Source organism: Serratia nevei, assembly GCF_024160145.1.
In the GTDB taxonomy this organism is placed as follows: domain Bacteria; phylum Pseudomonadota; class Gammaproteobacteria; order Enterobacterales; family Enterobacteriaceae; genus Serratia; species Serratia nevei_A.
Genome location: NZ_JAMYWQ010000009.1, coordinates 15528 through 30644, shown reverse-complemented (window position 1 = coordinate 30644; position 15117 = coordinate 15528). Strand labels below are relative to the sequence as shown.

The window sequence follows — 15117 nt, the reverse complement described above, 5'->3', positions numbered from 1 at the left end:
GGGGCAAAGGTGATTTACAGCGCCATCCCCACAGGCTAGATTGTTGGGATCTACACCGTTACGCACTGCGAAATACCCCTCGATACCGAATGGAAAAGCTATGAATTACCAAAACGACGATTTACGCATTAATGATATTAAGGAACTCCTGCCGCCGGTGGCTTTGCTGGAGAAATACCCGGCCACTGAACGTGCGGCAAAGACGGTGTCTCAGGCCCGCAGCGCAATTCACAATATCCTCCGCGGCAGCGACGATCGCCTGCTGGTGGTGATTGGCCCTTGTTCTATCCACGATACCCAAGCCGCTAAAGAGTACGCGGGGCGCCTGCTGGCGCTGCGTGAAGAACTGAAGGGCGAGCTGGAAGTGGTGATGCGCGTGTACTTCGAGAAACCGCGCACCACCGTGGGCTGGAAAGGCCTGATCAACGATCCGCAGATGGACAACAGCTTCAACATCAACGACGGCCTGCGCCTGGCGCGCAAGCTGCTGGTAGAGATCAACGACAGCGGCCTGCCGGCCGCCGGCGAATTCCTCGACATGATTACGCCGCAGTACCTGGCGGATCTGATGAGCTGGGGCGCCATCGGCGCGCGCACCACGGAATCGCAGGTGCACCGCGAGCTGGCCTCCGGTCTTTCTTGCCCGGTCGGTTTCAAAAACGGTACCGACGGCACCATCAAGGTGGCGATCGACGCCATCAACGCCGCCGGCGCGCCGCACTGTTTCCTGTCGGTAACCAAGTGGGGCCACTCGGCGATCGTGAACACCAGCGGCAACGGCGACTGTCACATTATTCTGCGCGGCGGCAAAGAGCCGAACTACAGCGCGGCGCACGTGAAGGACGTCAAAGCCGGCCTGAGCAAAGCCGGGCTGCCGGCGCAGGTGATGATCGACTTCAGCCATGCCAACAGCAGCAAACAGTTCAAAAAGCAGATGGACGTGAGCGCTGACGTTTGCGGGCAGATTAGCGGCGGTGAAAAAGCGATCATCGGCGTGATGATCGAAAGCCACCTGGTAGAAGGCAACCAGAACCTCGAAAGCGGCGAACCGCTGGTTTACGGCAAGAGCGTGACCGACGGTTGCATCGGCTGGCAGGACACCGAAACCGTGCTGCGCGATCTGGCGGCGGCGGTGAAAGCGCGACGCGGTTAATCGCGAAAATGACAAGGGCCCGGCAGCGGGCCTTTTTTTATCTTGATCATCATAATTCTATATATCCCGCTAATTTAAGGCCTACAATTGATAAGCTAATTAAATCATTAGGCGACTCCCTTCGCATTATTCCTATTTAATAAAAGAATAATTGTCACTGCTCATGGCATTGTGCTTATATAAGGCGATTTTTTATTCCACAAACCCCGCATGACAAATAAGCGGGGAGTGGTATGGCCTATTACTTTCAGGAAGAAAGAATGATGACAAGCAATACCTCGCAGCCGCTGGGGCTGCACCGGCTTAAATTCCACGGGAAAGGTGGCGAGTACTTCGCTATTTGGTTGGTCAACGCATTATTGACCATCGTGACCCTGGGCATCTATTCCGCCTGGGCGACGGTGCGTCGGCGTCGTTATTTTTACGGCAACACGGAATTGGACGGCGATCGTTTCGATTACCATGCGCAACCGCTGCAAATTCTGAAAGGGCGACTGTTGGTGATCGGCAGCATCATCGTGTTTTATCTCCTGCTGGCGATGGTACCCATGCTGGGGCTGATGGTCTTATTGGTGTTGCTTGCCCTGCTGCCGTGGGTGGTGATTCGCAGCTGGCGCTACAATGCGATTATGTCGAGCTATCGCGGCGTGCGTTTTAATTATGTTTGCCGCACCGGGCGCGCCTATTGGGCGCTACTGTTCTGCCCGCTATTACTGATTATCGGGCTTTATGTCGGTTTAATCATTTTGCTCAGTATTGGCAGCGGCTTTGACAGCATTAACGCCATCGGCCTGATGCTGGTGTTGACGCTGCTGTTGGCCGTGCCGGCATTCGCCGCCGTCAACGGTATTATTAGCGCGCTGCAGCACGATCTGTACGTTAATAATCTGTTCTTCGGCCGCACGCCGTTTATTGCCGAGCTGAAAAAGTCGGCCTTTATCAAATTTGCCTTGATCGGCCTGCTCATTTTCCTGCCGTTTATGTTGGCGGCGCTGGTGTGTATGGGGTCGTTCATGCTGTCGCTGTACCAGATGGTATTGATGGGCATACTGACGGATGAAACCGCCGACTTGCTGGTGCTGGAGAATATTGGCAGCCTGCTGTTGATGATGGTGGTATTGCTGGTTGGCGCTTTGATCGCCGGCAGCTACCAGATTGTTGCCCAACGCAACTATCTGTTCAACCAGGCGACGCTGAACGGCAACGTTAAACTGCGCTCTTCGATGCAAACGCTGCCGTACATGGGGCTGTTGATCACCAATACTCTGATCACGCTGTTCTCGCTCGGCTTTGCTGCGCCGGTGGCGGAAGTGCGTCACGCCCGCTATCTGGCGGAGTGCACGGCGGTTGAAGGCGATCTGGCGTTGCTGGACATCGCGGCGCATCAGGAAACCGCCAACAGCGCGATGGCTGAAGAAGCGGTGCAGGCGCTGGATCTGGGTGGCAGCTTCTGAGGCGCCAATGATCCTGGAGGGCACCTACCAGTTGCCGGGGCGGGCCGCACGTGAGGCGGCTCGCCTGCTGGTGAACGACAGCGGCGAGGGCGTGACGCTGCAGCGGCAGGATGAGCAACGTTATATCCCCTTGGCGGACATCACCGTCTCTGCGGCGCTGGGCAATATTCCACTGACGCTGACCTTTAAGGACGGTGCGCGCTTTGTGCCGGACGACGATGCGGCCTTTCGCCGCTGGTTCTATCAGCGCCGTTCGCCGGGCTGGGTGCATCGTCTGGAACGCCATAAACGCGGCGTCGCCCTGGCGCTGCTGATGACGTTGCTGGCGGTGGTGGCCTATGTTTACGTGGTATTGCCGTGGGCGAGCAACGAGATCGCCATGCGTATCCCGACCTCGATGGAACAGACGCTGGGCGCGCACACGCAGACGTTTTTGCGCCAGAGCGGTTTCGCGCCCTCGGCATTGCCGGCCGAGCGGCAGCAGGCGTTGCAGCAGCTGTTCCGGCAGGTGATGCCGGCCGAGATGCGTCAGGAGCGTACGCCACTGTCGCTGAAGCTGATGGCGGTGCCCGGTGCGCCGAATGCCTTTATGTTGCCGGACGGCACGCTGGTGCTCAGCGATGGTCTGGTTGCCCTGGCGAAAAACGACGATGGTCTGGCGGCGGTGATGCTGCACGAAATGGGGCATCACGCGCATCGCCACCCGATGCGCATGCTGGTGCGTTCGTCATTGGTGGCATTGACGCTGATGTGGATGACCGGCGACGTCAGCGGTATCGGCGATACGCTGCTGCAGTCTGCGTCCTTGGTGCATGAGATGCAGTTCTCGCGCGGGATGGAGCGCGAGGCGGATGCGTTCGCGATAGCGGAAATGCAGCGCCAAGGGCGTTCGCTGGTGCAAATGGCGGCGATCTACCGCGCGTTGGCGCAGGCGCCTGAACGAGAACAGGCCGATGACTGGGCGCTGCCGGCCTGGCTCAGCACCCACCCGGCGATGCAGGAAAGGCTGGAGGCGGTGGACGAAGCGATGGCGCAGCGGCCGCGACAGTAATAAAAAAGCCCCCGGTTTCCACCGGGGGCTTTTTGGTTAACGGGCAAAATTACTTCGCTTTACCCTGGTTAGCCACGGCGGCCGCTTTGGCAGCGATCTCGTCGGCGTTACCCAGGTAGTAACGTTTGATTGGCTTGAAGTTCTCGTCGAACTCATACACCAACGGCACGCCGGTTGGGATGTTCAGCTCGAGGATTTCGTCTTCGCTCAGGTTATCCAGGTATTTCACCAGCGCGCGCAGCGAGTTGCCATGCGCCGCAACGATCACGCGCTCGCCGCTCTTGATGCGTGGCAGGATCTCTTCGTCCCAGTAAGGGATGACGCGATCGATGGTCAGCGCCAGGCTTTCGGTCAGCGGCAGCTCTTGCTCGGTCAGCGAGGCGTAGCGCGGATCGTGGCCAGGGTAACGTTCGTCTTCTTTGGTCAGCTCTGGTGGGGTCACCGCGAAGCCGCGACGCCATTGTTTCACCTGCTCGTCGCCATATTTTTCAGCGGTTTCCGCTTTGTTCAGACCCTGCAGCGCGCCGTAGTGACGTTCGTTCAGCTTCCAGGATTTTTCGGTCGGCAACCAGGCCTGATCCAGCTCGTCGAGGATGTTCCACAGGGTGTGGATCGCGCGCTTCAGTACGGAGGTGTAAGCGAAATCGAAGGTGAAACCCTCATCTTTCAACAGCTTGCCTGCTGCCTTCGCTTCGGTGCGGCCTTTGTCGGACAGATCGACATCATACCAACCGGTGAAGCGGTTTTCTTGGTTCCACTGGCTTTCGCCGTGACGCACCAGAACCAGCTTAGTTACAGCCATAGCTTAACTCCTTAATAATCTGACATTTCAATGATAACGAAAATCATTATATTGCCGCGGGCCGGGGCTCGGCAATCGATAGTGTCTCACCATAGCCAATTTCTTGCCGCAAAGTAAGGGCTGGCGAAGGGAAAAAGCTGAATCGTTCAGGCTGGCACAGCAGGGGGGAGAAACGGCGCGCCGAAATCACTTCGGCCGCGCCGTGGCGTGGGGCAAATCAGGCCGATTTTTTCAGGCAGTTGCTCATAAAGGTTTTACGCGCGTCGCCCTTCAGATTCTTGGTCTTGGCGTCGGCGTTGCAGGTTTTCATTTTCTGCTGCTGCGGCGTCAGGGTTTTGCCCGACGCGGCGGTGCCTTCGGATTTCAGGCAGGTGCTCATAAAGGTGGAGCGATCCGCGCCTTTGAGCGACTTGGTGGAGGCCTGCTGGTTGCAATCGGTCATGCGTTTCTGTTGGGCCGCCTGCGCCGGAGAAGGCGTTTTCGTCGCCGTCGTGGTGTCGGCCGCCATCAGATTGGTGCTCAGCATTAAGCCCGCCAGCAATGGAAGTGCAGTAATCAGACGCATAGGTGTTCCTTCAGCTATTGATTGGCCGCCATCGGCCGAAAATTGTGACGTTGCACAAGGCGTTGTGCTTATCACGGTAGCCTGAGTGTAGTGCGCGCTTTGGAATAAGGAAAGGTGGGCGCCGATGGGGGGAGAGCGTTAAACGGTAAGTATTTATAACAAATTGCCCCCGGCCGCGCGGCGAGGGGCGTAGCGGGTCAGATAGGATAAAACTGATAATGCGTGGCGCTGCGGTAGCGGCTGCCCGGTTGCAGCCAGCAGCTCGGCTGCGGCCACTCCGGATGGTGCGGGCTGTCCGGCAAAAACTCGCTTTCCAGCGCCACACCGGCATGGTTGGCATAGCTGCCGCCATCGCGCGCCGGCGTGCCGGCCAGATAATTGCCGCTGTAGAGTTGCAACGCGGGGGCATCGGTGAACACGCTCATCTGTACCTGCCCGTCGGCGGACCACAAATGGGCCGCCGGGCTCTCCAGCGCGCCGCAGGTGCGGTGCAGCAGAAAAGCGTGATCGTAGCCTTTGACCCGCTGCTGGTCACGGTCGCGCAGGAAATCCTGCAGCAGCGCTTTCGGCTGACGAAAATCCATGCCGCTGCCGTCCACCGGCGTCAGCTCGGCGCAGGGAATGCCCTCGGCGTCGACGGGCAGATAGCGATCGGCGAACAGCTGCAGCCGCTGGGCGCGGGCGTCGGTGCCGGCGCCGTCCAGATTGAAATAGGCGTGGTTGGTCAGGTTGACCGGGCAGGGGCGATCGACCTGCGCCAGGTAGCTGATTTCCACGCGATTGTCGGGGGTCAGACGGTAGCAGACCTGTACCTCGAGATTGCCCGGGAAACCCTGATCGCCCTCCGCTGAATGCAACGCATAGCAGACCTGCTGCGCATCGTGCTGGACCCGGCGCCAGCGGCGGGCATGGAAACCGTCGGGGCCGCCGTGCAGCTGGTGGGCACCCTGATTGGCGGCCAGCGCATGGGGTTTCCCGTCGATGGGCAGACTGGCGTTGGCGATGCGGTTGGCGTAACGGCCGACGGTGGCGCCCAGATAGGCACCCTGGCGTTGATAGTCCGCCGGGCTGCGGCAGCCGAGCAGCAGCTCGCGCTTTTCACCGGATTTGAGCGGCAAGACGGCGGACAGCCAGGTGGCGCCCCAGTCCATCAGCGTCACCGTCATGCCACCGGCATTTTGCAGCTGCGTCAGCTGGTAAGGCTGCCCATCGGGGGCGACTGCCGTGGTTGCCGTCAGCATAGGCCGGCGCCTTGCGAAGCCTGGCAGACATAGAAGGTTTCCCTCAATCCGCCGGTTTGCAGCGGATATTCGTGCGCCACGGCGGCACGCGCCGTCTCCACGAGATCCTGCGGCATCAGCGCGACGATGCAGCCGCCAAAGCCGCCGCCGGTCATGCGCACGCCGCCGCGTGGGCCGATCGTCGCTTTGACGATCTCGACCAGCCTATCGATCGGCGACACGGTGATTTCAAAGTCGTCGCGCATCGAGGCGTGCGACTCCGCCATCAGCCGGCCCATGCGTTGCAGATCGCCGGCCGCCAGCGCGTCGGCCGCCGCCAGCGTGCGGGCGTTCTCGCTGATCACATGGCGCGCGCGTTTGGCCACTAACGGATCGAGCTGGTGTTGACGCGCCGCAAACTGTTCGGGGCTGACATCGCGCAGCGCCTTGACGCCGAAGAACCGCGCCGCTTCTTCGCACTGTTTGCGGCGGGTGTTGTATTCGCTGTCCACCAGCCCGCGTTGCACATTGGAGTTGACGATCACCACCGCAACGTTGTCCGGCATCGGTACCGCACGGGTTTCCAGCGAGCGGCAGTCGATCAGCAGAGCGCTGTCGCGTCGGCCGAGCGCGGAGATCAGCTGATCCATGATGCCGCAGTTGCAGCCGACGAATTGGTTCTCCGCCTCCTGGCCGTTCAGCGCCAGCGCTACGCCGTCCAGCGGCAGCTGATAGAGCGCCTGCAGCGCCTGGCCCACCGCCACTTCCAGCGCGGCGGAGGAGCTGAGCCCCGCCCCTTGCGGCACATTGCCGGCGATCACCAGATCCGCGCCGCCAAAATCGGCATTGCGGCGCTGAAGGTGCTTCACCACGCCGCGCACATAGTCGGACCAGCGCTGATCGGGATGGCTGACGATCGGATCGTCGAGCGAGAAGTGATCCTGCTGATTCTGATAATCGGCGGCGAGTACGCGGATCTGGCGGTCGTCGCGCTTGGCGCAGGCGATGACGGTTTGATAATCGATGGCGCAGGGCAGCACGAAGCCGTCGTTGTAATCGGTGTGCTCGCCGATCAGGTTCACCCGCCCCGGCGCCTGGATGGTCAACGCCGGCGCGTAGCCGAAGTGTTCGGTAAACAGGGAATGGGTAAGCGGTTTCAGGCTCATGCTTGGGCTCCGGCTTCACGGTAATGAATATCGCTGACGGCGCGCAGACGCGCTGCGGCCTGTTCGGCGGTCAGGTCGCGCTGGGTTTCCGCCAGCATCTCGTAACCGACCATAAATTTGCGCACGCTGGCTGAACGCAGCAGCGGCGGATAAAAATGGGCGTGCAGCTGCCAGTGTCGGTTGTCGGCACCGTTGAACGGCGCACCGTGCCATCCCATCGAATAGGGGAAGGAGCACTGGAACAGGTTGTCGTAGCGGCTGGTCAGCTTCTTCAGCGCCAGCGCCAGATCTTGGCTTTGCGCCGCGCTGAGATCGGTAATGCGCTGCACTGCCGCTTTCGGCAGCAGTAGCGTTTCAAACGGCCAGGCGGCCCAGTAGGGCACCACCGCCAACCAGTGTTCGGTGTTCACCACGATGCGTTCGCCGGCGGCCAGCTCGCGCTGCGCATAGTCCAGCAGCAGCGGGGAGGCGTGCTGCCGAAAATACTCGTGCTGCAGGCGATCTTCGCGCTCGGCCTCGTTCGGCAGGAAACTGTTGGCCCAGACCTGCCCGTGCGGGTGCGGGTTGGAGCAGCCCATCGCCGCCCCTTTGTTTTCGAACAGCTGCACCCAGGGGTACTGTTTGCCCAGCTCATCGGTTTGCGCCTGCCAGGCGGCGACCACCTGCTCCAGCGCCGGCAGCGTCAGTTCGGGCAGGGTCTTGCTGTGATCGGGAGAAAAACAGATCACCCGGCTGACGCCGCGCGCGCTCTGGCTGCGCATCAGCGGATCCTGGCTGTCGGGCGCCGGCGGCGTATCGCTCATCAGCGCGGCGAAATCGTTGGCGAAGACGTAGGTGCCGCGATAATCCGGATTGCGATCGCCGGTGACGCGCGCGTTGCCCGGGCACAGGAAACAGTCGGGATCGTGCGCCGGCAGCGTTTCCGTGGGGACGGCCTCTTGTTGGCCCTGCCAGGGGCGCTTGGCGCGGTGCGGTGAAACCAGCACCCACTGGCCGCTCAGCGGGTTGTAGCGGCGGTGTGGATGGTCGATAGGGTTAAATGCCGTCATACGGTTCCTTTCTTGGCGTGACGAGGTGTAATCGCTTTCAGTTGCCGTCTTGATACGCCCGTTGCTGAACAGGGAGAGAACATTGCGCAAAAAGATAGCATGCTCGCGGCGACAAAAAGGTGATCTAACGCTGAAAATGGAATCGTTTACACTTCGGTGAAAAGCTCTGCGCGGGCAAGAAGACGCTGACTGCGAAATGATTCGCGGCGTTGCGGTGCGGTATTGGTGATAGCGTTTTCACCCCGGCCAACCGGCAGAGAGAGGCTCTCTGCCGGCGTCAGCCGTCAGGGGTGCTGATACAGCGGATAGGTGAAGAACAGCAGATGGGTCAGGTTAAGCCCGAAATGGAACAGAATCGGCACCCACAGGCGGCCGCTCCACATCCATGCCAGGCCGTAGATCACGCCGGCCAGTGTCGCGAAGATCACCATCAGCATGCCGCCGGCCAAATGCGCGGCGCCGAACACCAGGGCGGCGACGATCAGCGCCGGCCAGGCCCCCAGCCACTGGCTGAGGCGCTGTTGCAGGTAGCCGCGAAACAGCGCTTCTTCGGCCATGCAGACGAAGAACAGATTCGCCATCACGAATGGCAGGATCCAGGCGGGTGCATGCAGCTCGATTTTTAAGCCGCCCAGCGCCACGGCCAGCAGCAACAGCGCCGGCACGGCCAGCAACAGCGCAATCCAACCCGCCTTGCCGGCGTTGCCGCCGCGTTCGGCGGAGAAGAGCGTGGGCAAGCAGGCGAACAGCAGGAAGGGCACCATCGCCTTGTCGAAGTTGTAATACATGGTGAACGGTGCGCTGAGCGGGCCGGCTTTGCCGCCGTCGATCATCAGCTGGTTGTGGATGCCTGGCACCAGATGCAAGAACAGCGCCACGCAGCCGGCGACCACCAACCCTTCGAGCGCGATCGCCAAATTGCGCCGCTCGCGAAAATGGTGACGCAGCCCCGCCAGCGCCACGATGGCCAACAGGCAACCGAGGCTGAGTGGCGTCAGTACCCCATGATAAAGCCCCATGCCCGCCGAAGCGGCCAGGATCACCCAGGCTATCAGCCGGTTAAACGGCAAGAAAAATAACGAAGCAGCCAGTACGCCCCACATAATATGTCCCTTTAAATATGTACACGGCGCTCAGCGCCTTTGCGGCGTGCGATGATGGCGAAATTGAGCGCTAAAGCGGATAGTAGCACACCCGAATGACGCTAAAGGTCGGGGCAGTGACGGATCCGTGCATTGTGCCGGCCCACAGGACCGGCGGTAAGACGTTCAGCCTTTCATCCAGGCCTGCGAGCGGGTGATTTCGGCCAGGTTTTGCAGAGTATCGAGGCTTTGCTGGTGGATCTCCTGCGTGGGGGCCGCGCACAGATCGTGCAGCACGGTCACCTGGAAGCCGGCGTCGTGCGCCTGGCGTGCGGTGCTCTCGATCGCCAGCGGCGTGCTGACGCCCGCCAACAGCAAATGGTGGCAATGATGTTGCCGCAGCCAGGCTAACAAATTGTTACCGGAGAAGGCACTAACCGCCGTTTTTTCAAACAGCAGATCGGACTCTTCCTGATGCAGTTCGGGAATCCAGCGGCAGCCCGGGCTGTTAAGTCGCAGCGCGCCTATCTGTTTCAAATGGTTGAACAGCGGCGAGTGGGGCGGGATATCATGATAATCGTCGGCGAATCCCACCCGTACCCAAATCACCGGAATCTTTCGCACCCGGGCATAGGCCGTGGCGGCATTGACGTTGGCGAGCAGGTGGTTTGCCACCACCTGTTCGCGGCAGTGGTTGGCGCGCCCTTTGGGCCCGATCAGATCCTCGATCAGGTCGATAACAATCAACGCAGCGGACATGGCGTCTCCAGAAAATGGCCTTCTTTCTTTCTATGATAAAAGGCCAAATGTGATGTGCTGCGGTGAAGTGTTGCCGGATATGTTTACACTGCGTTTCAGGCGGATGCCGCTTCCAGCCGCTGGTGTTGGTAGCCGTAGCCGCCCTCGCCGTCGGGCACGAAGCTGAGGCGGTGAGTGATGCACTGCGGCGCGTCTTCGGCATGATGCGAGACGAACAGCAGCTGAGTGGCGCCCTGGCCGATCAGCACGTCGATGAAGCGGCGCACCAGCTGGCGATTGAGCGGATCCAGCCCTTGCAGCGGCTCGTCGAGGATCAGCAGCGCCGGGTGTTTCACCAGCGCCCGGGCGATCAGCGCCAGCCGCTGCTGCCCCCAGGAAAGGCTGTGGAACGGGGCGTCGCCGCGCGCGCCGTCGAGCCCGAGCAGCGCCAGCCATTGTTCGGTCAGCTGCCGCTGACGATCCGAGACCGCCTGATAAATGCCAATCGAATCGAAGAACCCCGACAGCACCACGTTGCGCACGCTGGTGTTGACGCGATAATCCAGATGCAGGCTGCTGCTGACGTAGCCGATATGGCGCTTGATTTCCCAGATGGTTTCTCCGCTGCCGCGGCGGCGGCCGAACAGCGTCAGATCGTTGCTGTAGCCCTGCGGATGATCGCCGGTGATCAAACTGAGCAGCGTGGATTTGCCGGCGCCGTTCGGGCCGACGATCTGCCAATGTTCACCGGGGTTAACTTGCCAGTCGAGATGATTGAGGATCGGCCGATCGTTATAGCTGACCACGCCGTCGCGCAGGACGATCAGCGGACGATCCGCCGGCAGGACTCCCTTTTGCGTCGGATCCTCGGTCTGCGGCAGCGCCAGCCCGCTGAGGTTTTCGCTGTGCGCCAGCTGCGCCACCAGCGCGTCCGCCATCACCTGGCTGCGCGGCCCGCGGCTGGTCAGGGTGCAGTCCGCCAGCACGCCCACCTGCCGGACAAAATCCGGTATTTCGTCGAACCGGTTGAGCACCAGCACCACGGTCTGGCCCTGGGCGGAAAGCTCGCTCAGCAGCGCGGCAAGCTGCGTGCGCGAGTGAACGTCCAGCCCGTCGAAGGGCTCGTCGAGGATCAGCAGGTCAGGCTCGGGCATCAGCGCCCGGCACAGCAGGGTTTTGCGCGTTTCGCCGGTGGAGAGGTATTTGAAGCGGCGCGTCAGCAGGGCGGTAATGCCGAACTGCGCGGCCAGCCGCTCACAGCGCGCGGCGTCTGTTACCTCTTCCTGAATGATCTCCGCTGCGGTGCGGCCGGTGTCGTCCTCGTCAGCGCTGAGCAGGTCGGTGTTGTTGCGTTGCCATTCGTCGCTGACCATTTTTTGCAGCTGTTCGAAGGAGATGCGCACCGCGTGCTGAAAATCGCTGCGGCGTTCACCGCTCAGCAGCAGGAGTTCGTCGGCCAGCGCGCGCGCCAGGGCGGATTTGCCGCTGCCGTTGGCGCCGACGAAGGCCCAGCTGTCGCCGGCCTGGATCGCCAGCGCGTCCAGCGTCAGGGTGCGGGTATCGCTTAAGCGGAATGAACCTTGCGAAATATGCAACGACGACATCACCTGTTCCTTTTTTTGCAATTATTTGCCTTAGAAATAGGCGCATTGCAGGGGGATGTCAATCAACAAAAACGCAACGTCACGTTGCGCTTAACACAACGTGGCGACAATCACGCGATCGGCGTTGAACAGGGCGTGTACGGCGGCGCCGACGCTGAGCTGCAGACGCTGCAACTCCGCCGTCGTCAGGGTGGCGCACAGGGTTTCGCCGCCCGCCAGCGTCACCAGCACCTCGCTGTGTTCAGTGCCCGGCTGAATGCCGGCCACCACGCCCGCCAGCGCGTTATCCGCGCCGACATGTTCCGCCATATCGACGCTTAACTGCACCCAGGGCGCCTTGATCAGCGCCAGCACCTCTTTGCCCGGCGTCAGCTGCAGCCGGTCGGCGCTTTGCTGGGTAATGGCCGCCGTCAGGCGAGTGGTGCCGTCGTTCAACAAAATCGCCAGGTGCTGCTGCACCTGCTGATGATCGCGCTCGATCACGGTACCGAAAAACTGATTGCGCGCGCTGGTTTGCAGCGAGAAGCGCGAGATGGCCGCCAGCAGGCTGTCGAGTGGCAGATCGTCCTGCTGCAACACGTCGAAGGCTTTTTGCTGCACCTGGCCCAGCAGGTCATACAGCTGGATCAGGCGTTGGCCGTAGTGCGTCAGCTGCGCGCCGCCACCGCCTTTACCGCCGGTGGCGCGTTCCACCACCGTTTGTTCCGCCAGTTGGTTCATCTCATTGATGGCGTCCCAGGCGCTTTTGTAACTGATGCCCGCCAGTTTGGCGCCCTGGCTGATGGAGCCGGTGTGCCGTACCTGTTTCAGCAGCGCGATGCGGCGCGGATCGGCGAACAGCTTTTGCTGGAGTTTAAGAGTCAGAAGAATTTCGGCCTGCATAGCGCATCCTGTCGGCGGCAAAAATCCTATTGTCGCCGATTTGGCGGCAAAGCGCCAAGCGCAGCGCGGTGGAGTGCGGGGCAATAAAGACTGGCATTGCTTTATTGTTATAATATAACATAACAGAAAAAAGAGAAGGCTTTACGCCGGCTGCGGCCGGTTTTTATTTCACCACAGGGATGCTCCACATGAGTACGACACGCCGGCGTCTTGCCACGCCCAGAAAATCTTTATGCCTTGCCGCCTGGATCGGCGGTGCACTGACGGCACCGTTGGCCTACGCCGCCGACTGCGATAAAGCCCGCAACGCCACGGGATGCGAAGAACAGCTCACCGTAGAGGCGGCGGCCCCCGCCGGGCGCTACGATGCGTTGAACGCCGTGAGCCGCAGCGCGTCGCAGCTCGGGCTGACGACTCAGGAGACGCCGCGCAGCGTCGATATCATCAGCGCAAGGGCGATCCAGCAGCGGGGCGATCGCTCGCTGGCCGCCGCCGTCGAGCACGCCGCCGGTCTGTCCGGCGTCGCTTCGCCAACGTTATCCAACAACTTTTCCGCGCGCGGTTTCCGGCCGATCGCCTGGCTGTATAACGGCGTGGAGATGCCCGGCAGCACGCTGCAGCTGGGCGATCCGGCGCATTACGACAGCATCGAGGTGCTGCGCGGGCCGGGGTCGGCCTTGAACGGCCTGAGCGCCGCAGGCGGCAGCGTCAACCTGATCTCGCGGCGGCCCACCTTTAGCCGCCAGCCGTTCGAGCTCGATTATGGCTTCGGCAGCTACCGCAGCCAGCGGTTGCATCTGGGGGCCGGCGGCGCGCTGGTGGACGATGCGGTGGCGTACCGGTTGGACGTCAGCGGCAACGACAGCGGCAGCAACGTGCAGGACGAACGCGATCGGCAGAAGCGGGTTTCCGGCTCGCTGCTGTTTAAACTGACGGACGATGCATTGTTGACGCTGAGCCTGGATCGCATGCTCAACCGCACCAACAACCCGTACTACGGCACGCCGCTGCTGGATGGGCGCATTGCCGGCGAGCTGCGCGACATCAATTACAACAACCTCACCGACAGCCGCATCCAGAGCAACGCCACCGCCTTTCAGGCCAATCTGGACTGGTTCGTGGCGCCCGAAGTGGAATGGCATAACCAATTCTATTACTACAGCGGCTTTCGCGAATGGCGCAACGTCGAGCGTTTCCGCGTCGCGGCGGCGGTCCGGCCCGGCGATGTCAACCGTGACTCCTTCGGTGCCCTGGCGCACGATGACGATCTGATCGGCAACCGCAGTTCGCTGGTGTTCGACCGCGCCGTCGCCGGGTTCGATAACCGGTTGCTGGTCGGCTTCGATCTGAGCAAACGGTATTTTCAGTATTACTCCAACGGCTTCCCTGGCTCAGAAGACGTGCCGCTCTGGGCGCCGCCCAGAGAGCCGTTCGCCCAGGGCACCGACCACCAAGGCGCGCCGGTGCGCCACGTTACCCAGAACCAGTGCGCCGCCTTTCTCGAGGATCGTTTCAGCCTGACCGAGCGCTTAGCGTTGTTGGGCCAGCTGCGCTACAACCATATGAACATGGACTGGCGCTTCCAGGGGCCGCAGGAAGAGAGCCGCACGCACACCTACGTTTTCAGCACCTGGAGCTTCGGCCCCAGCTATGCGTTCACCGATAACCTCACGCTCTACGCCAACTACACCACTGGCCAGGAGCCGGGTAACGATCTGTTCTTCCTCAGCCCGGCGCAGACCGATCTGCCGCTGACGCGAGCGCGCCAGTGGGAGGCCGGTGCCAAAGGGCAGTTCTGGGGTAACAAGGGCGAGGCGACGCTGGCGCTGTACGAACTGCGCAAGGACAACCTGTTTGTGCCCGACGCGCAGCGGCCGGATGCGTTGAACGCGGTAGGCAGGCAGACGTCGCGCGGCATCGAGCTTGGCGTGGTGCTGCGTCCCGACGAACGCTGGGAGCTGGCCGGCAACGCCGCCTACACGCATGCCCGCTACGACGACTATCGCGGCGGTAGCCCGCTGCGCAGTTACAACGGCAATCGCCCGGCCTATATCCCGGACTGGACCGCCAACCTCAGCGTGCATTATCAGGCGACGGCGCGCCTGGGGCTGGCTACTTCGCTGCGCTACGTCGGCAGCAGTTACAACGACGACGCCAACCGGCGCAAGATGCGCGCGTACACCACGCTCGATCTGGCGGCGGACTATCAGCTGACGCCGATCGTCGATGTCGGTTTTCGCATTCGCAACGCCACCAACCAGCTGTATGCCTATCAGCGCACCTACCCGGACCAGGCGCTGATCGCGCCGCCGCGCAGCTATGAAACCTTCGTGTCGGTCAGGTTCTGACGG

At 61.5% G+C, this 15117-nt stretch carries 13 protein-coding genes; 4 read left to right on the top strand and 9 right to left on the bottom strand.

What is annotated here, in order from left to right; all coding sequences use genetic code 11:
- Positions 1 to 100: 100 nt before the first annotated feature.
- The 3 genes from aroG (at position 101) to M6G53_RS08770 (ending at position 3658) form a co-directional block, all read left to right on the top strand.
- Complete coding sequence (aroG, locus tag M6G53_RS08780; RefSeq protein ID WP_253330585.1) at positions 101 to 1153, top strand: 3-deoxy-7-phosphoheptulonate synthase AroG; 1053 nt, start codon at positions 101 to 103, stop codon at positions 1151 to 1153.
- Between the two features lie 263 nt (positions 1154 to 1416).
- The gene (locus M6G53_RS08775; RefSeq protein WP_253330728.1) at positions 1417 to 2607 is read left to right on the top strand and encodes a YjgN family protein; all 1191 of its coding nucleotides are present in this window, start codon (positions 1417 to 1419) and stop codon (positions 2605 to 2607) included.
- A 7-nt stretch (positions 2608 to 2614) separates the two neighbouring features.
- Positions 2615 to 3658 (top strand): M48 family metallopeptidase, encoded by a 1044-nt coding sequence (locus M6G53_RS08770; RefSeq protein ID WP_253330726.1) that lies wholly within the window; start codon positions 2615 to 2617, stop codon positions 3656 to 3658.
- 49 nt (positions 3659 to 3707) lie between these two features.
- Here the strand turns inward: M6G53_RS08770 and gpmA are convergent, their stop codons facing one another.
- The 9 genes from gpmA to modE form a co-directional block, all read right to left on the bottom strand.
- On the bottom strand, positions 3708 to 4460 hold the full coding sequence (gpmA, locus tag M6G53_RS08765; RefSeq protein ID WP_019454020.1) for a 2,3-diphosphoglycerate-dependent phosphoglycerate mutase: 753 nt from the start codon (positions 4458 to 4460) through the stop codon (positions 3708 to 3710).
- Between the two features lie 217 nt (positions 4461 to 4677).
- Positions 4678 to 5025, bottom strand: a complete 348-nt coding sequence (locus tag M6G53_RS08760; protein ID WP_253330583.1) for a PsiF family protein — start codon at positions 5023 to 5025, stop codon at positions 4678 to 4680.
- Positions 5026 to 5222: 197 nt separating this feature from the next.
- A complete protein-coding gene (gene galM, locus M6G53_RS08755) occupies positions 5223 to 6266 on the bottom strand; it encodes a galactose-1-epimerase (protein ID WP_253330581.1) in 1044 nt (347 codons plus the stop codon).
- Positions 6260 to 7411 (bottom strand): galactokinase, encoded by a 1152-nt coding sequence (gene galK / locus M6G53_RS08750; RefSeq protein ID WP_253330579.1) that lies wholly within the window; start codon positions 7409 to 7411, stop codon positions 6260 to 6262. Before galK ends, galM begins: the two co-directional genes overlap by 7 nt.
- The gene (galT, locus tag M6G53_RS08745; protein WP_253330577.1) at positions 7408 to 8460 is read right to left on the bottom strand and encodes a galactose-1-phosphate uridylyltransferase; all 1053 of its coding nucleotides are present in this window, start codon (positions 8458 to 8460) and stop codon (positions 7408 to 7410) included. Before galT ends, galK begins: the two co-directional genes overlap by 4 nt.
- 284 nt (positions 8461 to 8744) lie before the next feature.
- Positions 8745 to 9563, bottom strand: a complete 819-nt coding sequence (locus M6G53_RS08740; protein WP_253330575.1) for a CPBP family intramembrane glutamic endopeptidase — start codon at positions 9561 to 9563, stop codon at positions 8745 to 8747.
- Between the two features lie 165 nt (positions 9564 to 9728).
- Complete coding sequence (locus M6G53_RS08735) at positions 9729 to 10301, bottom strand: cysteine hydrolase family protein (RefSeq protein ID WP_253330573.1); 573 nt, start codon at positions 10299 to 10301, stop codon at positions 9729 to 9731.
- A 95-nt stretch (positions 10302 to 10396) separates the two neighbouring features.
- On the bottom strand, positions 10397 to 11884 hold the full coding sequence (gene modF, locus M6G53_RS08730) for a molybdate ABC transporter ATP-binding protein ModF (RefSeq protein WP_253330571.1): 1488 nt from the start codon (positions 11882 to 11884) through the stop codon (positions 10397 to 10399).
- A gap of 90 nt (positions 11885 to 11974) precedes the next feature.
- Entirely contained in the window at positions 11975 to 12766 is a 792-nt protein-coding gene (gene modE / locus M6G53_RS08725; protein WP_253330569.1) for a molybdenum-dependent transcriptional regulator, read from the bottom strand.
- A gap of 188 nt (positions 12767 to 12954) precedes the next feature.
- Here modE and M6G53_RS08720 point away from each other — a divergent pair, with 188 nt between their 5' ends.
- Positions 12955 to 15114 carry a TonB-dependent receptor gene (locus M6G53_RS08720; RefSeq protein WP_253330567.1) on the top strand — a complete coding sequence of 720 codons (2160 nt, stop codon included), beginning with the start codon at positions 12955 to 12957 and terminating at the stop codon, positions 15112 to 15114.
- The last annotated feature ends 3 nt before the right edge of the window (positions 15115 to 15117 follow it).